Consider the following 18,646-nt stretch of genomic DNA (forward strand, 5'->3'; position numbering starts at 1 on the left):
TATGAGCGATGAATCACTCAAGACTTCTAACGACCTGATCCGCTGGTTGAAGATGTTGGCGCTCCCCGCCTGGGCCAAGGTTGCGCTTGCCTTGATTATGGTAGCGGTTCTGCTCAGCGCAATGGGCCTCTTGGGCTGGGGGATCTGGATCCGGGACAAGGATGCCATGTCCTCCGCCGTCGCGATGCTGACGGTCGGCATACCCGTAGGCCTGATTGTCGTCGCAATGGTCTTCGGTGACGGCGGAGCACGCAAACTCAAGACACTGACCGAGCACATTCTTCGCCAGGAAATCCCCGCCGCCCTACAGGAAAATCTCGCCCCCACGATCAGCGGGGGGCGTTACACGCACGCGCGCATCACCCCGAAGATCAGAGGCTGCATCGCCGACTACATCCTTGTCGTGTCAGACTCGCATCGACATCCGGGACAACACATCGAACGCCAGCTGGAATTCAAGCTCGAGCTGAATGTCAAGAAGGTGAATTTTGTCGTCTGGCTCCCCAAGGCCGACAGCGGCCGGGAGGCACTGCCCGAACTTCGAACTCGCTACAAATCATGCTTTTTCGGCGCCGAGAAGGAGGGCTACACCCAGAATCACGAACCGCTGATGGGAGAAAAGAAGGATCACGTCGGCATCGTCTTCATCAAGCTGCTCGGGGAGGACTTTCTTCTGAACCCAGCCGATCGCCTGTATTTTGCGCAGGATCTCGCATTTTTTGTCCGCGGCCTGTTGGATGTGGAGCATGGTAATGCCTAGACACGTGCTGATCACTGGCGGCGCCCAGCGCCTGGGTGCGACGATAGCCCGGCAATTCACCCAGAGTGGCTGGAACGTCTGGTGCCACTACCAGACGTCCGAGGACCAGGCCGAGTCGCTGTGCCGCTCGCTGCGGGAGCAAGGCGGCTGGGCGCGCGCCATCCGAGCCGACCTGGCGGACGAAAGCCAGCGTCAGCACATGATGCGAACCATCTTGGACGAGAGCGGCCCTCTGCATTGTCTGGTCAACAACGCCTCCAGCTTCAAGCCGGATCATGCGCAGGATCTGAAGCTGGAGACTGTCCGCCATCTGCTGGAAGTGAACCTGCTTGCCCCGCTGGAGCTCAGCAGCCTGATGGCCCGGAGCCTGGCCGCTGAAGAATATGACGGCCAGCGCAGCGTTTTGCATGTGCTGGACCAGAAGGTCTTCAACCTCAATCCCGACTACTTCTCCTATACCGTGGGCAAGCTGGCGCTGGAGCGCACCGTTGCCTTGCAGGCCCAGGCACTGGCGCCGACACTGCGCGTCTGCGGCGTTGCACCCGGCCTGATGTACCTCAGCGGTCCCCAGACGCAGTCCAATTTCGATGAGGCCAGCCGGGTCAACCTGATGCGCCGCGCCACCGACCCCGAGCAAGTCGCTGCCACCTGCGTTTTCCTGGCGAATAATCCGTGCATCACCGGCGTCACCGTCACCGTGGACAATGGGCAACACCTGGTCCCGTTACCGCGAGATGTGATGTTCGTCGTCGAAGACATGCTGAAAGACATCAAGCCATGAATCCAACCCTGGAACAGCTGGCCCTGCAATGTCGCCGCATCTTTCTGCGCGACTACGTGCTCCCCGCGCAGATCGGCGTTCATTCGTTCGAAAAAGTGCAGGCGCAGCGTGTGGTCTTCAATGTGGATCTGTATGTGTCTTATGAACACTCCACGACCGTCAACGACCGCCTGCACGAAGTCGTGGACTACGATTTTGTTCGCGAAGTGATCGCAAGTCGGGTGCGTGAGGGCCATGTAGAACTGCAGGAAACCCTGTGCGACGACCTGGCCGCGCGGCTGCTGGCCCATCCGCAAGTGCAGGCGGTCCGCCTCTCCAGCTGCAAGCCTGACGTCTATCCGGACTGCGCGGGTGTGGGCGTCGAAGTCTTCAGGATCAAGTCGGAGGCCCCGTGAAGCAAGGCATCAGCACCCAAATCCTCACGCTCACCGGCCTGCGCTTCGACGCCAACCTGGGCATCCTCGACCATGAGAAGACCGCCCCGCAGCCCATCCTGGTCGATGCCGAGCTCAACCTCGGTCCGCAACCCCTGCGGCCGCACGACGACGACATCAACCACGTGCTGGACTACCGCAAGGTGCGTCAGATCATCATCGACGAATGCCAGTCCGAGCACATGAACCTGCTCGAAAGCATGATCGGCAAACTGGCCGACCGCCTGCTGCAGCTGCCCGGCGTGATCGGCGTGCGCGTGAAGATCGTCAAGCTGGAAATTTTCGACGACTGCGAAGTCGCCATCCGGGCCGAAACCGGCCTGTGGTGAGGTCAACAACCTTTGCCCGTCTGGACTGAGCTTGTCGAAGTCCTGGCGCGGCGTGAACATGAAATTGAGCCCTTCGACAGGCCTGTCCTGATCAGAATCGGAGGGCTCGGGGCGAACGGAGCAAGAAAATGAGTGCAGTCTGGGTAGAGAACGAACCGGCCGTCAGCAATGACAAGGCCCTGAAGATCGAGCGCGAGACGCACAAGCTCGAGAAACGCCTGTGCCGCAACGTCGGCCAGGCCATCATGGACTACAACATGATCGAGGAGGGCGACCGCGTCATGGTCTGCATGTCGGGCGGCAAGGACAGCTACGGCATGCTCGACATCCTGCTCAAGATGCAGCAGCGCGCGCCCATCCGCTTCGAGCTCGTGGCCGTCAACCTGGACCAGAAGCAGCCCGGTTTCCCCGACCACATCCTGCCCGAGTACCTGAAAAACCTCGGCGTGGAGTACCACATCGAGACGCAGGACACCTACTCCATCGTCAAGCGCAACATCCCCGAGGGCAAGACCATGTGCAGCCTGTGCAGCCGGCTGCGCCGCGGCATCCTGTACAGCGTGGCGCGCCAGCTCAGGTGCAACAAGCTTGCCCTGGGTCACCACCGCGACGACATGCTGCAGACCTTCTTCCTCAACATGTTTTTCGGCGGCAAGCTCAAGGGCATGCCGCCCAAGCTCAGCAGCGACAGCGGCGAGTTCGTCGTGATCCGCCCCATGGCCTATGTGGTGGAGAAGGACCTGGTGCGCTGGGCCGAGCACAAACAGTTCCCCATCATCCCCTGCACCCTGTGCGGCAGCCAGGAGAACCTGCAGCGCAAGCAGATCGGCAACCTGCTGCGCGAATGGGACAAGAAGTTTCCCGGCCGGCTGGAGACCATGTTCACGTCCCTGCAGAACGTGGTGCCCTCGCACCTGATGGACCCCAGGCTGCACGACTTCAAGAACCTGAAAGCCACCGGCGTGCCCGACGAGAACGGCGACCTGGCCTTTGACGAAGAGGAACTCCCCGCCGCGCCTGCCCTGCCCGGTGGCGTGCAGGTGGTGACGCTCTAAATGAAACGCCTGCTGACCCTGCTGTCCCTCACGCTGCTGCTGGCCGGCTGCTCGGGTTTGCGCCTGGTCGAATCCCAGGTGAGCACCGCCGCGCCGGCCGGGGCCGCCACCATCGAGCCCGGCGCGCGTTACCGTTTCGAGCGCCTGCCCTCGCAGACCAACCCGGTGGAGACCGACTCGGTCGAGGCCATCGCCGAGAGCGAACTCAACGAAGTCGGCATGGTGCATGACGAAGCCGGCGCACGCTACAGCGCGCAGATCACGACGCGCATGGAAAGCTACCAGGTCGATGACTGGGGCCGCCCCTACCGCGGCGGCGGTTCCATCTACATCGGCGGCGGCACCATGGGCATAGGCGTGGGCAGCGTGATAGGCATGCGCTTTCCGCCGCCCAGCCAGTACCGTCACGAAGTCACGCTGCTGCTGCGCGACCTGAGCAACAACCAGGTGGTCTACGAAACCCGCGCCACGCACGAAGGCCCCTGGAACGACCGCTACAACATCCTGCGCGCGACGCTGGCCGCCGCGCTCAAGGATTTTCCCAAGGCGCCGGCCGGCTCGCGCCGCGTCAAGGTCGAGATTCCGCGCTAAGGGCCTGCCGACACCCATGGACCAGACGACCCGCATCCTCGCGATCCGCCATGGCGAAACCGCCTGGAATGTGGACATGCGCATCCAGGGCCATCTGGACATCCCGCTCAACGACACCGGCCGCTGGCAGGCGCAGCGCCTGGCACGGGCCCTGGCCGCACGCGACGACATCCACGCCATCTACAGCAGCGACCTGCAACGCGCCCACGACACGGCGAGCGCCATCGCCACGGCCACCGGCGCGTCGCTGGCCACGCACACCGGCCTGCGCGAGCGCGGCTTCGGCATCTTCGAAGGCAAGACCTACGTCGAGATCGAACAGACCTGGCCCGAGGAATCCACCCACTGGCGCAAACGCACCCCGCACTGGGCGCCGGCCGGCGGCGAATCGCTGTTGCAGGTGCGTGAACGCATCACCCACACCCTGCACGAACTGGCCGCGCGCCACCCGGGCCAGCAGATCGTGCTGGTGGCCCACGGCGGCGTGCTGGACCAGCTCTACCGCCTCGCCACCGGCCAGGACCTGCAGGCCCCGCGCACCTGGCAACTCGGCAACACCGCCGTCAACCGCCTGCTGTGGACCCCCGAGGGCCTGTCCCTGGTGGGCTGGGCCGACACCTCGCATCTGGAAAACAATTCACTCGATGAGCTCAGCACCTGACACCGCCCCGCCCCATCTGGCCGCTTTGCTGGGCCAGAGCGCGGCCCTCATCGACAGCCCCGCCCTGGTGGTGGACCTCGACGCCATGGACCGCAATCTGCAGCGCATGGCGGATTACGCCAAGGCGCATGGTGTCCGACTCCGCCCCCACGCCAAGATGCACAAAAGCGCAGCCCTGGGCCTGCGCCAGATGCAGGCCGGCGCCGTGGGCCTGTGCGTGCAAAAGACCTCGGAAGCCGAGGCCCTGGCGGCCGGCGGCGTGAACGACATCTACATCAGCAACGAAGTCATCGCGCTGCCGAAGCTGCAGCGTGTGGCCGCACTGGCGCGCAGGCTGAAATCACGCGGCGGGCGCCTGGCCATCGCGGTGGACCATCTGCAAGGCGTGGCAGCGCTGGCCCAGGCCCTGGGCGGCGGCGAGAACCTGATCGACGTTTTTGTCGAACTCGACGTGGGCCAGAAACGCTGCGGCGTGGCCGAGCCGGCCGACGTGCTGCCGCTGGCGCAGGCCATAAGCCGCCAGGCCTCTCTGCGCCTGGCCGGCCTGCAGGCCTACAACGGCCGTGCCCAGCACCTGCGCACGGTAGCCGAACGCCGCGCCGCGCTGGACGAGGTCATCGCCCGCGTGCGCGAGACGCGCCACATCGTCGGGGCCGCGGGTCTCAAACTCCCCCTGGTCACCGGCGCGGGCAGCGGCACCTTCGGCCTGGAAGCCAGCAGCGGCGTCTTCGGCGAGCTGCAGGCCGGCTCCTACCTTTTCATGGACGCCGACTACGCGCGCAACGAGGCCGACCCGGCCCAGCCCGCCTTCGAACACGCGCTCTTCGTCAGGACCCAGGTCATGAGCGTGAGCAAGAGCCATGTGGTGGTGGACGCCGGCCACAAGAGCCACGCCATCGAATCGGGCCTGCCGCGCGTGCACGGCGAGGCGCTGGAAGCCACGGGCTGCAGCGACGAACACACCACCCTGCGCGCCACGGGTTCCGCCCCGCTGCCCGCGCTGGGCAGCACACTCTGGCTCATCCCCGGCCACTGCGACCCCACGGTCAATCTGCACGACTGGCTCATCGGTGTACGCGGCGGCCTGTTGGCCGGCAGCGTGACCGAGCTCATCCGGGTGGACGCGCGCGGCTGTCTGGAGTGATCTCGACGAAGGATCAATGAATGTCAGATGTAAGGCCTGGCCCCAATTTCCTCGCCATGATGCTCCCCTAAACCTCCCTCTTCTTGTTATTGATTCCCTGTTTTCTTTTGGCGACATTAAACTCTTGCAAGTACATGAGCCATGCGATTCCATATGACATGGCAGCAAAAACCGCAGCTGAGTAAAGGGAAATCTCGACCCCGACAACAAATCGGAAAAGTAAATCTGCAGCGGCTCCGTACGCTGGCGGCAATAGATGCCAGATTCTTCGTGTATGCCAGTTCAGTGCGGAAACAACTGCTACCAGAACCCCGACGCCAAAGACGGCAACTACTACAAGTGTCGTATACATGTTTAGAACATTGACTTGACTACACCGAATGCTGGATCCATCCCATTCACTGCACCCGCATTTGACCCACCCGCACCCGTCTTGGCAATAGGCCGCATATCAGGGTAGACACGCAATTACCTGGGAGCAACTTGACCGTAGCATCGGCACCATGAGCCCCAGCCAGATCATCGTCCTCGCCACCCCCGTTTTCCTGCTGCTGATCGCCGTTGAATACGCCTGGGGCGTCGCGAAAGGCCGCAACACCTACCGCCTCAACGACGCCGTCAACAGCATCGGCCTGGGCATGCTGAGCCAGATCAGCGCCGTGCTCACGCGCCTGCTGCGTGTGGGCATCTACACCGCGGTCTACAGCTGGGTCGCGCTTTGGCACAACGAGCCCTTCTGGATGAGCTGGCATGGCTGGGTCATCGCCCTGGTGTTCTACGACTTCTGCTATTACTGGCTGCACCGCGCCGGCCACGAGGTGGCCCTGTTCTGGGCCGCGCACGTGGTGCACCACCAGAGCCAGGACTACAACCTCTCCACCGCGCTGCGCCAAACCTCCAGCGGCGCCTTCCTCGGCTGGCTCTTTTACCTGCCCATGGCCCTGGCCGGCGTGCCGCCCCTGGTCTTCGGCGTGGTGGCGCTGATCGACCTGCTCTACCAGTTCTGGGTGCACACCGAACACGTGGGCAAACTGGGCTGGTTCGACCGCTGGTTCTGCAGCCCTTCCAACCACCGCGTGCACCACGCCGTGAACGACCGGTATGTGGACCGCAACTACGGTGGCATCCTCATCGTCTGGGACCGGCTCTTCGGCAGCTTCAAGGAAGAAGACGAGCGCTGCGTCTACGGCACACGCAGCCCGCTGGACAGCTGGGACCCGCTCTGGGCCAATGCCGAGGTCTACTGGGGCCTGCTCAAGGACAGCTGGCACGCGCGCCGCTGGAGCGACAAGCTGCGTGTCTGGTTCAAGCCGCCGGGCTGGCGTCCGGCCGATGTGGCCGAACGTTTTCCCAAACCGGTCTTCCAGATCGAAGGCCTGCAGCGTTACGACCCGCCGGCCTCCCGCGCCGTGCTGTGGTTCGGCGGCCTGCACTTCCTGGCCCTGCTGGGCGGTGTGGTGCTTTTCCTCTGGCATGCCGACCGCCTGGCGCTGACACACTCAGTGGTCTGGCTGGCCGCCTTGAGCACCGTGCTCTGGTGCACGGGCGCCGTGCTGCAAGGGCGCCTCACCATGGGCGAGGTGCTGTTCATCGAAGCGGCGGCCCTGTCCACGGCCTGCGCGGCCAACGGCCTGCTGGAGCTGCACCGCCTGTTCAAACCCTTGACGATGTTGATTGCTATTGTTTTGGTAGCAAACGCGATGCGCCGTTCATCTACGGGCCTGCGCGGCGCCGGCCTCTTGCTGCCGGCCCTAGCCGGCTCGCTGGCGGGTGATGTCTTTCTGATGTTCCCGGGCTATTTCATCCCCGGCCTGGTGAGTTTCCTCTGCGCCCATCTGGCCTATATCGCCCTCTTCAAACGCGGGCAGTCCTGGTTCCCGAGCCGGCCGGCCCTGCTCATCCCCCTGGGCTTCGGTGCGCTCATGTACGCCGTGCTGTGGAACGGCGGCCTGCCGGCGGGCCTGCGCGGCCCGGTGGCGGCTTATGTGCTGGTGATCGCGCTGATGGCGGCGCAGGCCATCGGCCGCGCGACGGTGCTGAAGAAGCAGGGCGCCCTGTGGGTGGCCATCGGCGCGGGGGTTTTCATGCTCAGCGACACGCTGCTGGCGCTCAACAAGTTCGTGTCGCCGCTGCCGCTCTCGCAACTCTGGGTGCTGTCCACCTACTACGTGGCCCAGGTGCTGATCGTGCGCGGCATGCTCAGTCGTCGCTGACCTCGACCAGCTTCTCCGATTTCGAGAGGACCCAGGCCACGATGAAACCGGCCGAGAAAGCCTGCTGCCGGGTCACCAGCGAGCTGTCGGCGAACACCGCGCCGCTCAGATCGTCCCATTTCACGAAGGCCCCCAGCCGCATGTCCCCCAGGCGCCGGCCCAGCGAGACGATGAACTGCTTGCCTGCCGCGCCGCCCGAGGCGCTGTAGGCCGGACGTGTGGAGGTGGCGTATTGCGGCGCCACGTCGTAGAAATAGGCGTGGTAGGCCCGGTCGCCATAAAGCCAGCCCGCCGACAGGCCCAGGCTCCAGCCGCTTTGCGCCACGTTCTTGAGGTCCAGGCTGAGCTTGGGATGGAACAACCAGCCCACCTGCTCGAAGCGGCCGAAGTTCACGGCGAAGACCGAGCGCACAGGCAGTTCCAGATCCAGGTTGGTGTGGCGTTTCCCGTCGTAATACATATGCCACTTGAGCGCGGGCCCCACCTCCACCGTCGGGTCCAGGTCGGGCATGTCGCGCCGCGCCTCGCTGTCCTTGCTGCTCACGGGGGTGGAGCCGTTGACACTGATGTCCAGCTCGACACGCTCACCCCGGTAGAGCAGGCCGCGCATGCGGTCGCGGTCCACCTGCAGCACCTCGCCACGGTACTGCACATAGGGCGTGGGCAGCAGGTAGGTGCGCCGCTCGGTCGCGCCGCGGTACAACGGCAAGTCGACGCCGGCCAAGCCGGCACCCAGTTCCCACTCGGGCTTGAGTTCAGCCTGCGCGAGACCGCAGCCCAGCAGCAGGGCGAGCACAGCGCCCCGGATCCGGTGTCTTGTTTTCATTCGGTGAACAGACTGCCGTCGGTCTTGGGCGGCGCCACACCCAGGTGCCGGTAGGCCGCCAACGTGGCGATGCGCCCGCGCGGCGTGCGCTGCAGAAAACCCTGCTGGATCAGGTAGGGCTCGATCACGTCCTCGATGGTGCCGGCTTCCTCGCCGATGCTGGCGGCGATGTTGTCCAGGCCCACGGGGCCGCCGTCGAAGCGGTGGATCACGGCTTCCAGCAATTTCCTGTCCATGAGGTCGAAACCCTGCGGGTCCACGTCCAGCATGGCCAGGGCCTTCTCCGCGATGTCCTGGGTGATGCGGCCCGTGCCCTTGACATCCGCGTAATCGCGCACGCGGCGCAGCAGGCGGTTGGCGATGCGCGGCGTGCCGCGCGAACGCCGGGCGATCTCGAAGCCGCCCTCGGCGTCCATCGGAGCATTGAGCAGACCGGCGCTGCGCGTGACGATGCGGCCCAATTCCTCGGCGGAGTAGAACTCCAGCCGCGCCACGATGCCGAAGCGGTCGCGCAGCGGGTTGGTCAGCATGCCGGCGCGCGTGGTGGCCCCCACCAGGGTGAAGGGCTGCAGGTCCAGCTTGATGCTGCGCGCGGCCGGGCCCTCGCCGATCATGATGTCGATCTGGTAGTCCTCCAGCGCGGGGTAGAGGATTTCCTCGACCACGGGCGAGAGGCGGTGGATCTCGTCGATGAAGAGCACGTCGTTCTTCTCGAGGTTGGTCAGCAGCGCGGCCAGGTCCTTGGGCTTCTCCAACACGGGGCCGCTGGTCTGGCGCAGGTTGACGCCGAGTTCGTGCGCGATGATGTGGGAGAGCGTGGTCTTGCCCAGGCCGGGCGGGCCGAACAGCAGCACGTGGTCCAGCGCCTCCTCGCGCTTGCGCGCCGCGCCGATGAAGATCTCCAGCTGCTCGCGCACCTTGGCCTGGCCCACGTACTCGTCCAGCAGCTTGGGCCGTAGCGCGCGCTCGATGGCCTCTTCGCCGGGCGAAACGGGCGCGGCCGAGACCACGCGCGGGCCGGAGGGCATTTCAAAATCGTCGGTCTGGATGCTCACGGCCGGTCGGGAAAGAGGGGGGATCAGAGGGCTGTTCCGACTATAGCCGACCTCAAGTGATGGGCCCGAACTGCCGATAGGATGGAGAGACGAAACCCATGAGACTGCCCATGAAACCCATCGCCCGCTCCCTGCCCCCGGTCCGCATCACCTTGCTGGCCCTGTTGCTGGCCGGCGGCATGGCCGCCGTGCGCGCAGCCGACCCCGCTCCGGCGGCCCCGGCGCGCATGGAAGGCAACCGTATCGACATCGAGTCCCAGCTGCGCGACGCCATGAAAAGCGGCGACCCGACCAAAAAGCGCCTGAACCTCCTCATCGACGGCAAGAGCGGCAACGCCGGCCTGGCCCCCGGCGCGCCGCGCCCCATCAATGCCGTGGACCACCAGGCGCCTGCCGCCCCGGCTGTGGCGGGCCCGCGCCCGCGCGAACCCGGCCTGGTGATCCGCCAGCAGCGTCCGTCAGCAGCGGCCACGCCGGCGGCACCGCACAAGGAGATCCACTGGGGCTACGAGGGCGAGGCTGCCCCGGCGAACTGGGGCAAGCTCAAAGCCGACTACGCTACCTGCGCCAGCGGCCAGCGCCAGTCACCCATCCACATCGAGGACAACGACACCCTCAAGGGCCCGGCCGAGGCCATCCAGTTCAGCTACGCGCCCAGCAAGGGCACGGTGCTGAACAACGGCCACACCATCGAAGTCAAGGTCTACGGCGAGAACAGCCTGACCGTGCGCGGCAACACCTACCAGCTGGTGCAATTCCACTTCCACCACCCCTCGGAAGAGCGCATCAACGGCCAGAGTTACCCCATGGTGGGACACTTCGTGCACCGCAACGAGCTGGGCCAATTGGCCGTGCTGGCCGTGCTGCTGGAGCCCGGCGAGCCCAACGCCCTGATCCAGAAGGTCTGGACGCACATGCCGCTGGACGTGAACGACAGCGTACGCATGCCGCCGGATCTGATCCAGGTGGGTGAAATCCTGCCGAAAGACCAGCGTTATTACCAGTACATCGGCTCGCTGACCACACCGCCCTGCACCGAGGGCGTGCTCTGGCTGATCCTCAAGCAGCCGGTGAGCATCAGCCGCGAACAGCTGCGCCTCTTCGGCCAGCTCTATGCCAACAACGCGCGCCCGGTGCAGCCCACCCACGGCCGGCCGGTGCGTGACGCGGTGCTGCTCACCCCCGGCGGGCGGCCCTGATCCGGCGCTGGCCCGCACAGTCTGCGCGGGAAGGGTTGAGCCGGAACAGTAACCAAGTTACATTACAGTATTCTTAAAAGATTCCCGCCCAGGCCTGCTGCCGAGGTTTGGAAGGGACGGGGACGCCGAGCGCTCGTGATCCGCGCAACACACCCGCCCGACCTGTGCCCGGCTGCGCGCCGCATCATCCTGAAACACGCATGAACGCAGACGCGACACCCCAAGCACTGGACATCGTCATCTTCGGCGGCACGGGGGACCTGGCGTTCCGCAAGCTCCTGCCCGCGCTGTACATGGCGCATCTGCACGACCGGCTGCCCGCGAGCACCCGCATTGTCGGTATCGGCCGCCAGGCCTGGGGCCGCGACGCCTACCTGCGGTTCATCGAGGAGAAATCGGTCGAGTTCATCGAGTCCGAAGCCTGGTCACAAGCGGACTGGCAGCGCTTCATGGCACGGCTGGACTATGTGGACCTGGACGTCACGCAGGCCGCGGCCTATGGCAAGCTGCAGCAGGCCTTGAGCCCGGACGCCCTGCGCGTGTTCTATTTGGCCACCGCCCCGAACCTGTTCGCGCAGATCTGCGCCCAGCTGCACGTCATCGGGCTGGTGGACGATCACGCCCGTGTGGTGGTGGAAAAACCCCTGGGGACCGACCTGGCCTCGGCCCGGGCCATCAATGCCGAGATCGCCCGCTACTTCCGCGAAGACCAGATCTACCGCATCGACCACTACCTGGGCAAGGAGACGGTGCAGAACCTCATGGTGCTGCGCTTCGGCAATGCCATCTTCGAGCCGCTGTGGCGCGCGCCCTCCATCCGCGGTGTCCAGATCACCGTGGCCGAAGCTGTGGGTGTGGGCTCGCGCGCGGGCTTTTACGACGGGGCCGGCGCGCTGCGCGATATGGTGCAGAACCACCTGCTGCAGCTGCTGTGCATCGTGGCCATGGAGCCCCCCATCTCGCTCAACCCCGACGATGTGCGCGACGAGAAACTCAAGGTCCTGCGCTCCCTGCGCACGATGGACCTGGCCGACATCAAGCGCGACACCGTGCGCGGGCAGTACAGCGCCGGCGTGAGCGAAGGCGCCGCCGTGCCGGGTTATCTGCAGGAAGCCGACGTGCCCGCCCACAGCCTGACCGAGACCTTCGTGGCGCTGCGCGCGCACATCGACAACGCGCGCTGGGCCAATGTGCCTTTTTTCCTGCGCACCGGGAAACGCCTGCAGAAGCGCCAGTCGGAAATCATCATCGAGTTCACCGAGCAGCCCTTCTCCATCTTCGGCAAGAGTCCCAGCCTGCAGCCGAACCGCCTCATCATCAGCCTGCAGCCCGAGGAATCCATCCAGCTGGCCATGATGGTCAAGGAACCCGGTTCGGGCATGAACCTGCACCCGGTGCGCCTGAGCCTGGACCTGCAGGAGACCTCGAGCAAGCGCCGCGCGGACGCCTACGAGCGCCTGCTGATGGACGTGATCAAGGGGCGCCTGACCCACTTCATGCGCCGCGACGAACTCGAAGCCGCCTGGCGCTGGATCGATCCCATCCTGGCCGGCTGGCAGACCCTGGACGAAAAGCCGCGCCACTATGCGGCCGGAAGCTGGGGGCCCGCCGCCTCGTCGGCCCTGATGGCCCGCGAGAACCTCACCTGGTTCGAGGAGTCCTGATGGGCGCGGTCGAGCCGCTGCAAAACCTGCTGGCGCGACACCGCCATCTGCAAGTCCACCGGGTCGCCGCCGCGCAGCTGGCCACCGAACTGGCCCGCGACATTGCCGGGCGTTTGCAGCAAGCCATCCACGCGCGTGGCGTCGCCGTGCTCAGCGTCTCGGGCGGCAAGTCACCGATCGCGCTGTTCGAAGCCCTGCGGCAACAGCCCCTCGACTGGTCCAAGCTGCACATCACCCTGGCCGACGAACGCTACGTCCCCGCCACACACGAAGCCAGCAACACCCTGCTGGTGCGCACCCATCTGCTGCAAGGTCCCGCGGCCCGGGCCCGGCTGCACGCCATGGTGCCCCAGACCAGCCCGCCGCTGCCACCGCTGGCCAGCCTGGTGCAGGACGCCGACACAGAACTGCGCGCCCTCGGCCCCGCCGATGTCATGGTGCTGGGCATGGGGGCCGACGGGCACACCGCCTCGCTCTTCCCCGCGGCACCCTGGCTGGCTGCCGCGCTGGATCCCCGCTCGCCCCAGGCCTGTGTGGGCATGGCACTCGATCCGCCCCCCGCCGCCGCGCCCCATGCGCGCCTGACGCAGACCCTGGCCCAGATCCTGCGCTCGCGCCATCTGATACTGCCCGTCACAGGCGATGACAAACTCGCCACCCTGCAGCAGGCCCTGCGCGAGCCCACGGACCGTCTGCCCGTCTCGCACCTGCTGCACCAGCAGCACACACCCCTGGCACTCTGGCTCACGGCATAAGCTCCACCATGTTTGAATCCCTGGCCCCCACCGTCTCCCCTGCCGCCTACCCGCGCTGGCTCGGTGACATCGGCGGCACCAATGCGCGTTTCGGCTGGCAGGCAGGCGCGGCCGCACCCATCAGCCATGTGCAGGTGCTGCCCTGCGCCGAGCACGCCTCCCTGGTCGCCGCCGGGCAGGCTTATCTGCAGGCCCAGGGCCTGCCCACGCCGGCCTGCGCCGCCTTCGGCATCGCCAACCCGGTCACGGGCGATCAGGTGGCGATGACCAACCACCACTGGAAATTTTCCATCAGCGCCACGCGCGAGGCCCTGGGCCTGCAACGCCTGCTGCTGCTCAACGACTTCACGGCCCTGGCCCTGGCCCTGCCCCAGCTGCCGCCTGAGCACCTGCGCCAGGTGGGCCCCGGCCAGGCAGCTGCGCAGGCGGCGATCGGACTCATCGGGCCGGGCACGGGCCTGGGGGTCTCAGGCCTGTTGCCGCTCGGGCATCAGGACAAATGGCTGCCCATCGCGGGCGAGGGCGGGCATGTCACGCTGAGTGCCAGCAACGCCCAGGAGTACGCCGTCATCGAACATCTAAGACTGCGTTATGGCCATGTCTCGGCCGAACGCATCATCTCCGGCCCGGGCCTGGTGGACCTTTATCACGCCCTGTGTGAACTCAAGGACGGCCAGGGCCGCGAGATCACCACCCCGGCCGAGGTGATGGAGCGCGCCGAGGCCCATCCACAATCCACTGCCGCGCAGGCCCTGGACATGTTCTGCGGTCTGCTCGGCTGCGTGGCCGGTGATCTGGCCCTGACCCTGGGCGCACGCGGCGGCATCTACATCGGCGGCGGCATCGTGCCGCGCCTGGGTCAGCGCTTCGACCGCTCACCCTTCCGCCAGCGTTTCGAAAACAAGGGGCGCTTCAAGAACTACCTCGCCGCCGTCCCGACCTGGGTCATCCAGAGCCCGGTCTCGCCCGCGCTGCAGGGGGCTTCGCAGGCCCTGAACCTCACGCAGTGGTGAGCTCGCTGCGTCAGATCACTGAGGCACAATTCTTCACATGGCGCTCATCCTCATCGTCGAAGACGACGAACTGCTGCGTGACAGCGTGTCGGACCTGCTGAAACACGCCGGCCACCGCACCCTGCCCTGCGCCGACGGCGCCAGCGCCCAACAGCAGCTCGAGACCCAGGCCGTCGACGCCGTGCTGCTGGACCTGGGCCTGCCCAGGATCGACGGCATGACGCTCCTGCGCTGGATCCGCGAGCGCTTCGAGAGCCTGCCCGTCATGATCCTGACCGCGCGCGACAGCATCGACCACCGGGTCGAAGGCCTGATGGCCGGGGCCGACGACTACCTGACCAAGCCCTTCGGCAACGCCGAGCTCTGCGCGCGGCTGCAGGCCCTGCTGCGGCGCGCGCGCCTGCCTGCCTTCGAAGCCCAGAGCGCCGGCAGCGTGGCGGCGACGTCCACGCAAGCCCTGGAGTTCGACACGGAGCAACCCCGCGTCTGGGTCCAGGGCCAGTCCATCGTGCTGACCCAACGCGAATGGGAGCTGCTGCAGGTGCTGCACGCGCAGCTCAACCAGGTCGTCAGCCGCGACAACGTGCTGCTGGTCTGGCAGACCGACGGCTCCGAGCCCATCGCCTCCAACGCGCTGGAGGTCTATGTGCACCGCCTGCGCCGCAAGCTGCAGGGCACCGGCGTGAGCATCCGCAACATCCGCGGTCTGGGTTACATGCTCGAGATGGCATGAAGTCCATCCCCTCGCTGCGCCGCCAGCTGCTGGTCTGGCTGCTGCTGCCGCAGCTGGTGCTGTGGCTGGTGGGCGGGGCGCTGGCCTACCGTATCGCGCTGATCTCCGCCGAGAAGGCCCTGGACCAGTCGCTGCTGCAATCGGTGCGCTCGCTGGCGCGGCAGGTCAAGCCCATCGGCTCGGGCCTGCTGGTGGACTTTCCCAAGGCGGCCCAGGCCATCATCGAGGAAGAACCCGAGGACCGTGTGAACTACATGGTGTCCTCGCCGCCCGGCCGCTTCCTGATCGGCAACCAGTCCTTCGCCGAGCCGCCCCTGCCGCTGCGCGCCGGCGTGCCCGCCGTCTACCGCACCGAGCAGAACGGGCGCGTCATGCGGGCCGTGGCGCTGGACCTGCCCTATGGCGACAGCGACGCCGCGCAGCTGCTGCGGGTGCAGCTGGCCAAGAGTTATGTGGCACGCGACCGCATCGCGCGCGAGCTCATCGCCGACCTGCTGGCGCCCCTGCTGGCGCTTGGCGTCATGCTCAGCGGTCTGGTCTATGCCGGCATCAAGCGCGGCATGCAGCCCCTGACCCGGCTCGAAGCGCAGTTGCAGCATCGCTCGCCCCACGAACTCACCCCGCTGGAATTGACCACGGCGCCGCGTGAAGTCCATGCCCTGCTCACGGCCATCAACCGGCTGCTGGCTTCGGTGGCGCGCAATATGGTGCAGGAGAAACGCTTCATCAACGACGCGGCCCACCAGCTGCGCACGCCGCTGGCCGGCCTGATCAGCCAGACAGACCTGGCACTCCAGGAGGAGGAGCCAGAGCTCATCAAGGCTCGCCTGCACAAGGTGCACGCCGGCGCCCTGCGCAGCGCCCACCTGCTCAACCAGCTGCTGATGCTGGCGCGCAGCGGCGCCGATGTGCCCCTGCAAGCCCTCGACCTGGCGCAGCTGGCCCAGGCCGTCGCGCGCGAGTTCAGCCCCCGGGCCGTCAGCCTGCAGGTGGACCTGGGTTATGAAGGGCTGGACCAGGCCTGGGTGCCCGGTTCCGAACTGCTGCTGCGCGAAGCCCTGGGCAATCTGATCGACAACGCCCTGCGCTATGGCCGCGGTGAGGGCGAGAACAGCGTCACGATCTCCGTGCTGGACCAGGGGCCGCAAATCGAGCTGCGCGTCGAGGACAACGGTCCAGGCCTCGACGCCGCCCTGCGTGAACAGGCGTTCGAGCGCTTCTGGCGCGGCAGCGAGTTGCCGGGCGGCTGCGGCCTGGGCCTGTCCATCGTGCAGGAGATAACGCGGCGCCACGGCGGCGAGGCGCAGATCGAAGCCGCGCCGGCGCAGGGCCTGCGGGTGCGACTTCTGTTACCGCGTCTAGAGGCGCATCCCTGAAACTGTATCGAACCAGTGCGCCTGGCCCGGGCTGATCTCCAGCCCCACGCGGTCGCCGGGGCGCACGGGAATCTGCGGCGAAGTGCGCACGGTGACCATGCCAGCGGCCGTCTGCACCATCACATAGGTGTCGGCGCCCGTGGGCTCCACCACATTGACCTCGCCACGCCAGGCCGCGCTGTCGCTGAACAGCAGGTGCTCGGGCCGCACGCCCAGGGTCAGGGCCTGTGATGCCGGCGCCGGGCAGGCCAGGGACAGCAGGGCCCCGGGCAGCACAAAACCATTGCCATCCAGCGCGGTCGTGCCCGCGATCAGGTTCATGGTCGGCGAGCCGATGAAGGTGGCCACATAGGTGTTGGCCGGCCGGTTGTAGATCTCGTCGGGTGTGCCCAGCTGCTGCACCAGGCCGTCCTTCATGACCGCGATGCGACTGCCCAGGGTCATGGCCTCGATCTGGTCGTGCGTCACGTAGACGCTGGTGATGCCGCTGATCTGGTGCAGGCGCTTGATCTCGGCCCGCATCTCGACGCGCAGCTTGGCGTCGAGGTTGGACAGCGGCTCGTCGAAGAGGAAGAGCTCGGGCTTGCGCGCCAGGGCCCGCCCCATGGCCACACGCTGACGCTGTCCGCCCGAGAGCTGCGAGGGCCGGCGGTCCAGCAGATGGCCGATCTGCAGCATGGCGGCCACCTCGGCGATGCGCTGCTCGCGCTGGGCCTTGGGCACCTTGCGGATTTCCATGGCAAAGCCGATGTTCTCGGCCACGCTCATGGTCGGGTACAGGGCATAGCTCTGGAACACCATGGCGATGTCGCGCTGGGCCGGCGGCACGCCCACCACGTCGCGCCCGCCGATGCGGATCTCGCCCTCGGTCGGGTCGTCCAGGCCCGCGATCAGGTTGAGCAGGGTGGACTTGCCGCAACCCGAGGGGCCCACCAGGATCAGGAACTCGCCCGGGCTGACGCTGATGTCGATGCGCTTGAGCACCTCCACCAGCTTGTCGCCCTTGCCAAAACATTTGCGGATGCCACGGATGTCCAGTGCAGAAGCCATATCCTCAACCCTTCACGGCGCCGGCGGTCAGCCCGCGCACGAAATAACGCCCTGCCAGCACATAGACCAGCATGGTGGGCAGGCCGGCGATCAGCGCGGCTGCCATGTCCACGTTGTAGGCCTTCACGCTGCTCGAGGTGTTGGCCAGATTGTTCAAACCCACGGTGACGGGCTTGGAGTCCGCCCCGGTGAAGGCAACGCCGAACAGGAAGTCGTTCCAGATCTGGGTGAACTGCCAGATCAGCGTCACCATCACGATGGGCGTGGACATGGGCAGGATGATGCGCAGGAAGATGGTCCAGAAGCCCGCCCCGTCGATGCGCGCCGCGCGCAGCAGCTCACCCGGAATGGCCGCGTAGTAATTGCGGAAGAACAGCGTGGTGCTCGGCAGGCCCGCGAGCAGGTGCACCAGGATCAGGCCACCGACCGAGCTGGACAAGCCCAGCCAGCCCAGCACCTGGCTCATGGGCAGCAGCACCACCTGGAAGGGCATGAACACGCCGAAGAGCAGCAGGGCGAACAGGGTGTCGCTGCCCCGGAACTTCCACAGGCTCAGCACATACCCGTTGATGGCCCCCCAGGCCGTGGACAGCAGCACGGCCGGCACAGCCATGAGCACCGAGTTCCAGAAATAGGGCTGCAGGCCCGAGCACTGCGCGCCCGTGCAGGCCGTGGACCAGGCCAGCGTCCACGACTCCCAGTTCAAGGCCGTCGGCAGGGCCAGCAGATTGCCTTCGCGGATCTGCTCCGCGTCCTTGAGCGAGGTGATCACCATCACATACAGCGGCGCGAGGAAAAGCAGTGCCCCCAGGCCCAGGCTGCCGTAGATCAGGCCACGGCTGAGCCAACGCCAAGCTTGCGGTCTAGGGCGTGTTAACACTAATTGTGTCGAGAGTCATCGAATGCGAAACTGCAGGCATGGAGATCACACCCGAGCAATTCTAACGCATCGAACACTGCTTCCCCGTGCAGCGCGGCAACGTCAGCCTGAGCAACCTGCAAGTGGT

The 18,646-nt window shown here is 66.3% G+C and carries 19 protein-coding genes and 1 pseudogene; 16 read left to right on the top strand and 4 right to left on the bottom strand.

The window, feature by feature from the left end; translation table 11 throughout:
• Position 1: 1 nt before the first annotated feature.
• From ACYVH8_RS10935 to ACYVH8_RS10975, 9 genes are all read left to right on the top strand, one after another.
• Positions 2 to 760 (top strand): hypothetical protein, encoded by a 759-nt coding sequence (locus tag ACYVH8_RS10935; protein WP_460488885.1) that lies wholly within the window; start codon positions 2 to 4, stop codon positions 758 to 760.
• Positions 753 to 1,541 carry an SDR family oxidoreductase gene (locus ACYVH8_RS10940; RefSeq protein WP_460488886.1) on the top strand — a complete coding sequence of 263 codons (789 nt, stop codon included), beginning with the start codon at positions 753 to 755 and terminating at the stop codon, positions 1,539 to 1,541. The genes ACYVH8_RS10935 and ACYVH8_RS10940 overlap by 8 nt, the downstream gene beginning before the upstream one ends.
• Positions 1,538 to 1,936 (top strand): dihydroneopterin aldolase, encoded by a 399-nt coding sequence (locus ACYVH8_RS10945; protein ID WP_460488887.1) that lies wholly within the window; start codon positions 1,538 to 1,540, stop codon positions 1,934 to 1,936. The genes ACYVH8_RS10940 and ACYVH8_RS10945 overlap by 4 nt, the downstream gene beginning before the upstream one ends.
• Positions 1,933 to 2,304, top strand: a complete 372-nt coding sequence (locus ACYVH8_RS10950; RefSeq protein ID WP_460488888.1) for a dihydroneopterin aldolase — start codon at positions 1,933 to 1,935, stop codon at positions 2,302 to 2,304. The genes ACYVH8_RS10945 and ACYVH8_RS10950 overlap by 4 nt, the downstream gene beginning before the upstream one ends.
• 128 nt (positions 2,305 to 2,432) lie before the next feature.
• On the top strand, positions 2,433 to 3,359 hold the full coding sequence (gene ttcA, locus ACYVH8_RS10955) for a tRNA 2-thiocytidine(32) synthetase TtcA (protein ID WP_460488889.1): 927 nt from the start codon (positions 2,433 to 2,435) through the stop codon (positions 3,357 to 3,359).
• Complete coding sequence (locus ACYVH8_RS10960; protein ID WP_460488890.1) at positions 3,360 to 3,950, top strand: DUF4136 domain-containing protein; 591 nt, start codon at positions 3,360 to 3,362, stop codon at positions 3,948 to 3,950.
• A 16-nt stretch (positions 3,951 to 3,966) separates the two neighbouring features.
• Positions 3,967 to 4,611 (top strand): histidine phosphatase family protein, encoded by a 645-nt coding sequence (locus ACYVH8_RS10965; protein WP_460488891.1) that lies wholly within the window; start codon positions 3,967 to 3,969, stop codon positions 4,609 to 4,611.
• Entirely contained in the window at positions 4,595 to 5,755 is a 1,161-nt protein-coding gene (locus tag ACYVH8_RS10970; protein ID WP_460488892.1) for a DSD1 family PLP-dependent enzyme, read from the top strand. Before ACYVH8_RS10965 ends, ACYVH8_RS10970 begins: the two co-directional genes overlap by 17 nt.
• A gap of 503 nt (positions 5,756 to 6,258) precedes the next feature.
• On the top strand, positions 6,259 to 7,968 hold the full coding sequence (locus tag ACYVH8_RS10975) for a lysoplasmalogenase family protein (protein ID WP_460488893.1): 1,710 nt from the start codon (positions 6,259 to 6,261) through the stop codon (positions 7,966 to 7,968).
• On the opposite strand, the gene ACYVH8_RS10980 is transcribed toward ACYVH8_RS10975, so the two are convergent.
• Together ACYVH8_RS10980 and ruvB are read right to left on the bottom strand one after the other, a co-directional pair.
• On the bottom strand, positions 7,955 to 8,794 hold the full coding sequence (locus ACYVH8_RS10980; protein WP_460488894.1) for a MipA/OmpV family protein: 840 nt from the start codon (positions 8,792 to 8,794) through the stop codon (positions 7,955 to 7,957). The two genes, ACYVH8_RS10975 and ACYVH8_RS10980, sit on opposite strands and share 14 nt — an antisense overlap.
• On the bottom strand, positions 8,791 to 9,849 hold the full coding sequence (gene ruvB, locus ACYVH8_RS10985) for a Holliday junction branch migration DNA helicase RuvB (RefSeq protein WP_460488895.1): 1,059 nt from the start codon (positions 9,847 to 9,849) through the stop codon (positions 8,791 to 8,793). The genes ACYVH8_RS10980 and ruvB overlap by 4 nt, the downstream gene beginning before the upstream one ends.
• A 110-nt stretch (positions 9,850 to 9,959) precedes the next feature.
• Between ruvB and ACYVH8_RS10990 the strand changes: the two genes are divergently transcribed.
• The 6 genes from ACYVH8_RS10990 to ACYVH8_RS11015 all read left to right on the top strand — a co-directional run bounded on the left by ACYVH8_RS10990 (position 9,960) and on the right by ACYVH8_RS11015 (position 16,589).
• Positions 9,960 to 11,048: a carbonic anhydrase gene (locus ACYVH8_RS10990; RefSeq protein ID WP_460488896.1), complete on the top strand. Its 1,089-nt coding sequence runs from the start codon at positions 9,960 to 9,962 to the stop codon at positions 11,046 to 11,048.
• 200 nt (positions 11,049 to 11,248) lie between these two features.
• Positions 11,249 to 12,712, top strand: coding sequence for a glucose-6-phosphate dehydrogenase (gene zwf / locus ACYVH8_RS10995; protein WP_460488897.1), 1,464 nt, complete (start codon positions 11,249 to 11,251; stop codon positions 12,710 to 12,712).
• Complete coding sequence (pgl, locus tag ACYVH8_RS11000) at positions 12,712 to 13,467, top strand: 6-phosphogluconolactonase (RefSeq protein WP_460488898.1); 756 nt, start codon at positions 12,712 to 12,714, stop codon at positions 13,465 to 13,467. Before zwf ends, pgl begins: the two co-directional genes overlap by 1 nt.
• A gap of 8 nt (positions 13,468 to 13,475) precedes the next feature.
• Complete coding sequence (locus ACYVH8_RS11005) at positions 13,476 to 14,480, top strand: glucokinase (RefSeq protein ID WP_460488899.1); 1,005 nt, start codon at positions 13,476 to 13,478, stop codon at positions 14,478 to 14,480.
• A gap of 37 nt (positions 14,481 to 14,517) precedes the next feature.
• Positions 14,518 to 15,213: a response regulator transcription factor gene (locus tag ACYVH8_RS11010; RefSeq protein ID WP_460488900.1), complete on the top strand. Its 696-nt coding sequence runs from the start codon at positions 14,518 to 14,520 to the stop codon at positions 15,211 to 15,213.
• Positions 15,210 to 16,589: a sensor histidine kinase gene (locus ACYVH8_RS11015; RefSeq protein ID WP_460488901.1), complete on the top strand. Its 1,380-nt coding sequence runs from the start codon at positions 15,210 to 15,212 to the stop codon at positions 16,587 to 16,589. Before ACYVH8_RS11010 ends, ACYVH8_RS11015 begins: the two co-directional genes overlap by 4 nt.
• On the opposite strand, the gene ACYVH8_RS11020 is transcribed toward ACYVH8_RS11015, so the two are convergent.
• Together ACYVH8_RS11020 and ACYVH8_RS11025 are read right to left on the bottom strand one after the other, a co-directional pair.
• Positions 16,572 to 17,639, bottom strand: a complete 1,068-nt coding sequence (locus tag ACYVH8_RS11020; RefSeq protein WP_460488902.1) for an ABC transporter ATP-binding protein — start codon at positions 17,637 to 17,639, stop codon at positions 16,572 to 16,574. The two genes, ACYVH8_RS11015 and ACYVH8_RS11020, sit on opposite strands and share 18 nt — an antisense overlap.
• A gap of 4 nt (positions 17,640 to 17,643) precedes the next feature.
• Positions 17,644 to 18,471 (bottom strand): carbohydrate ABC transporter permease, encoded by an 828-nt coding sequence (locus ACYVH8_RS11025; protein ID WP_460488909.1) that lies wholly within the window; start codon positions 18,469 to 18,471, stop codon positions 17,644 to 17,646.
• An 86-nt stretch (positions 18,472 to 18,557) separates the two neighbouring features.
• Here ACYVH8_RS11025 and ACYVH8_RS11030 point away from each other — a divergent pair.
• Positions 18,558 to 18,646, top strand: a pseudogene (locus ACYVH8_RS11030) (IS5-like element ISCARN85 family transposase); the annotation flags it as partial.

The organism is Curvibacter fontanus (assembly GCF_054780335.1).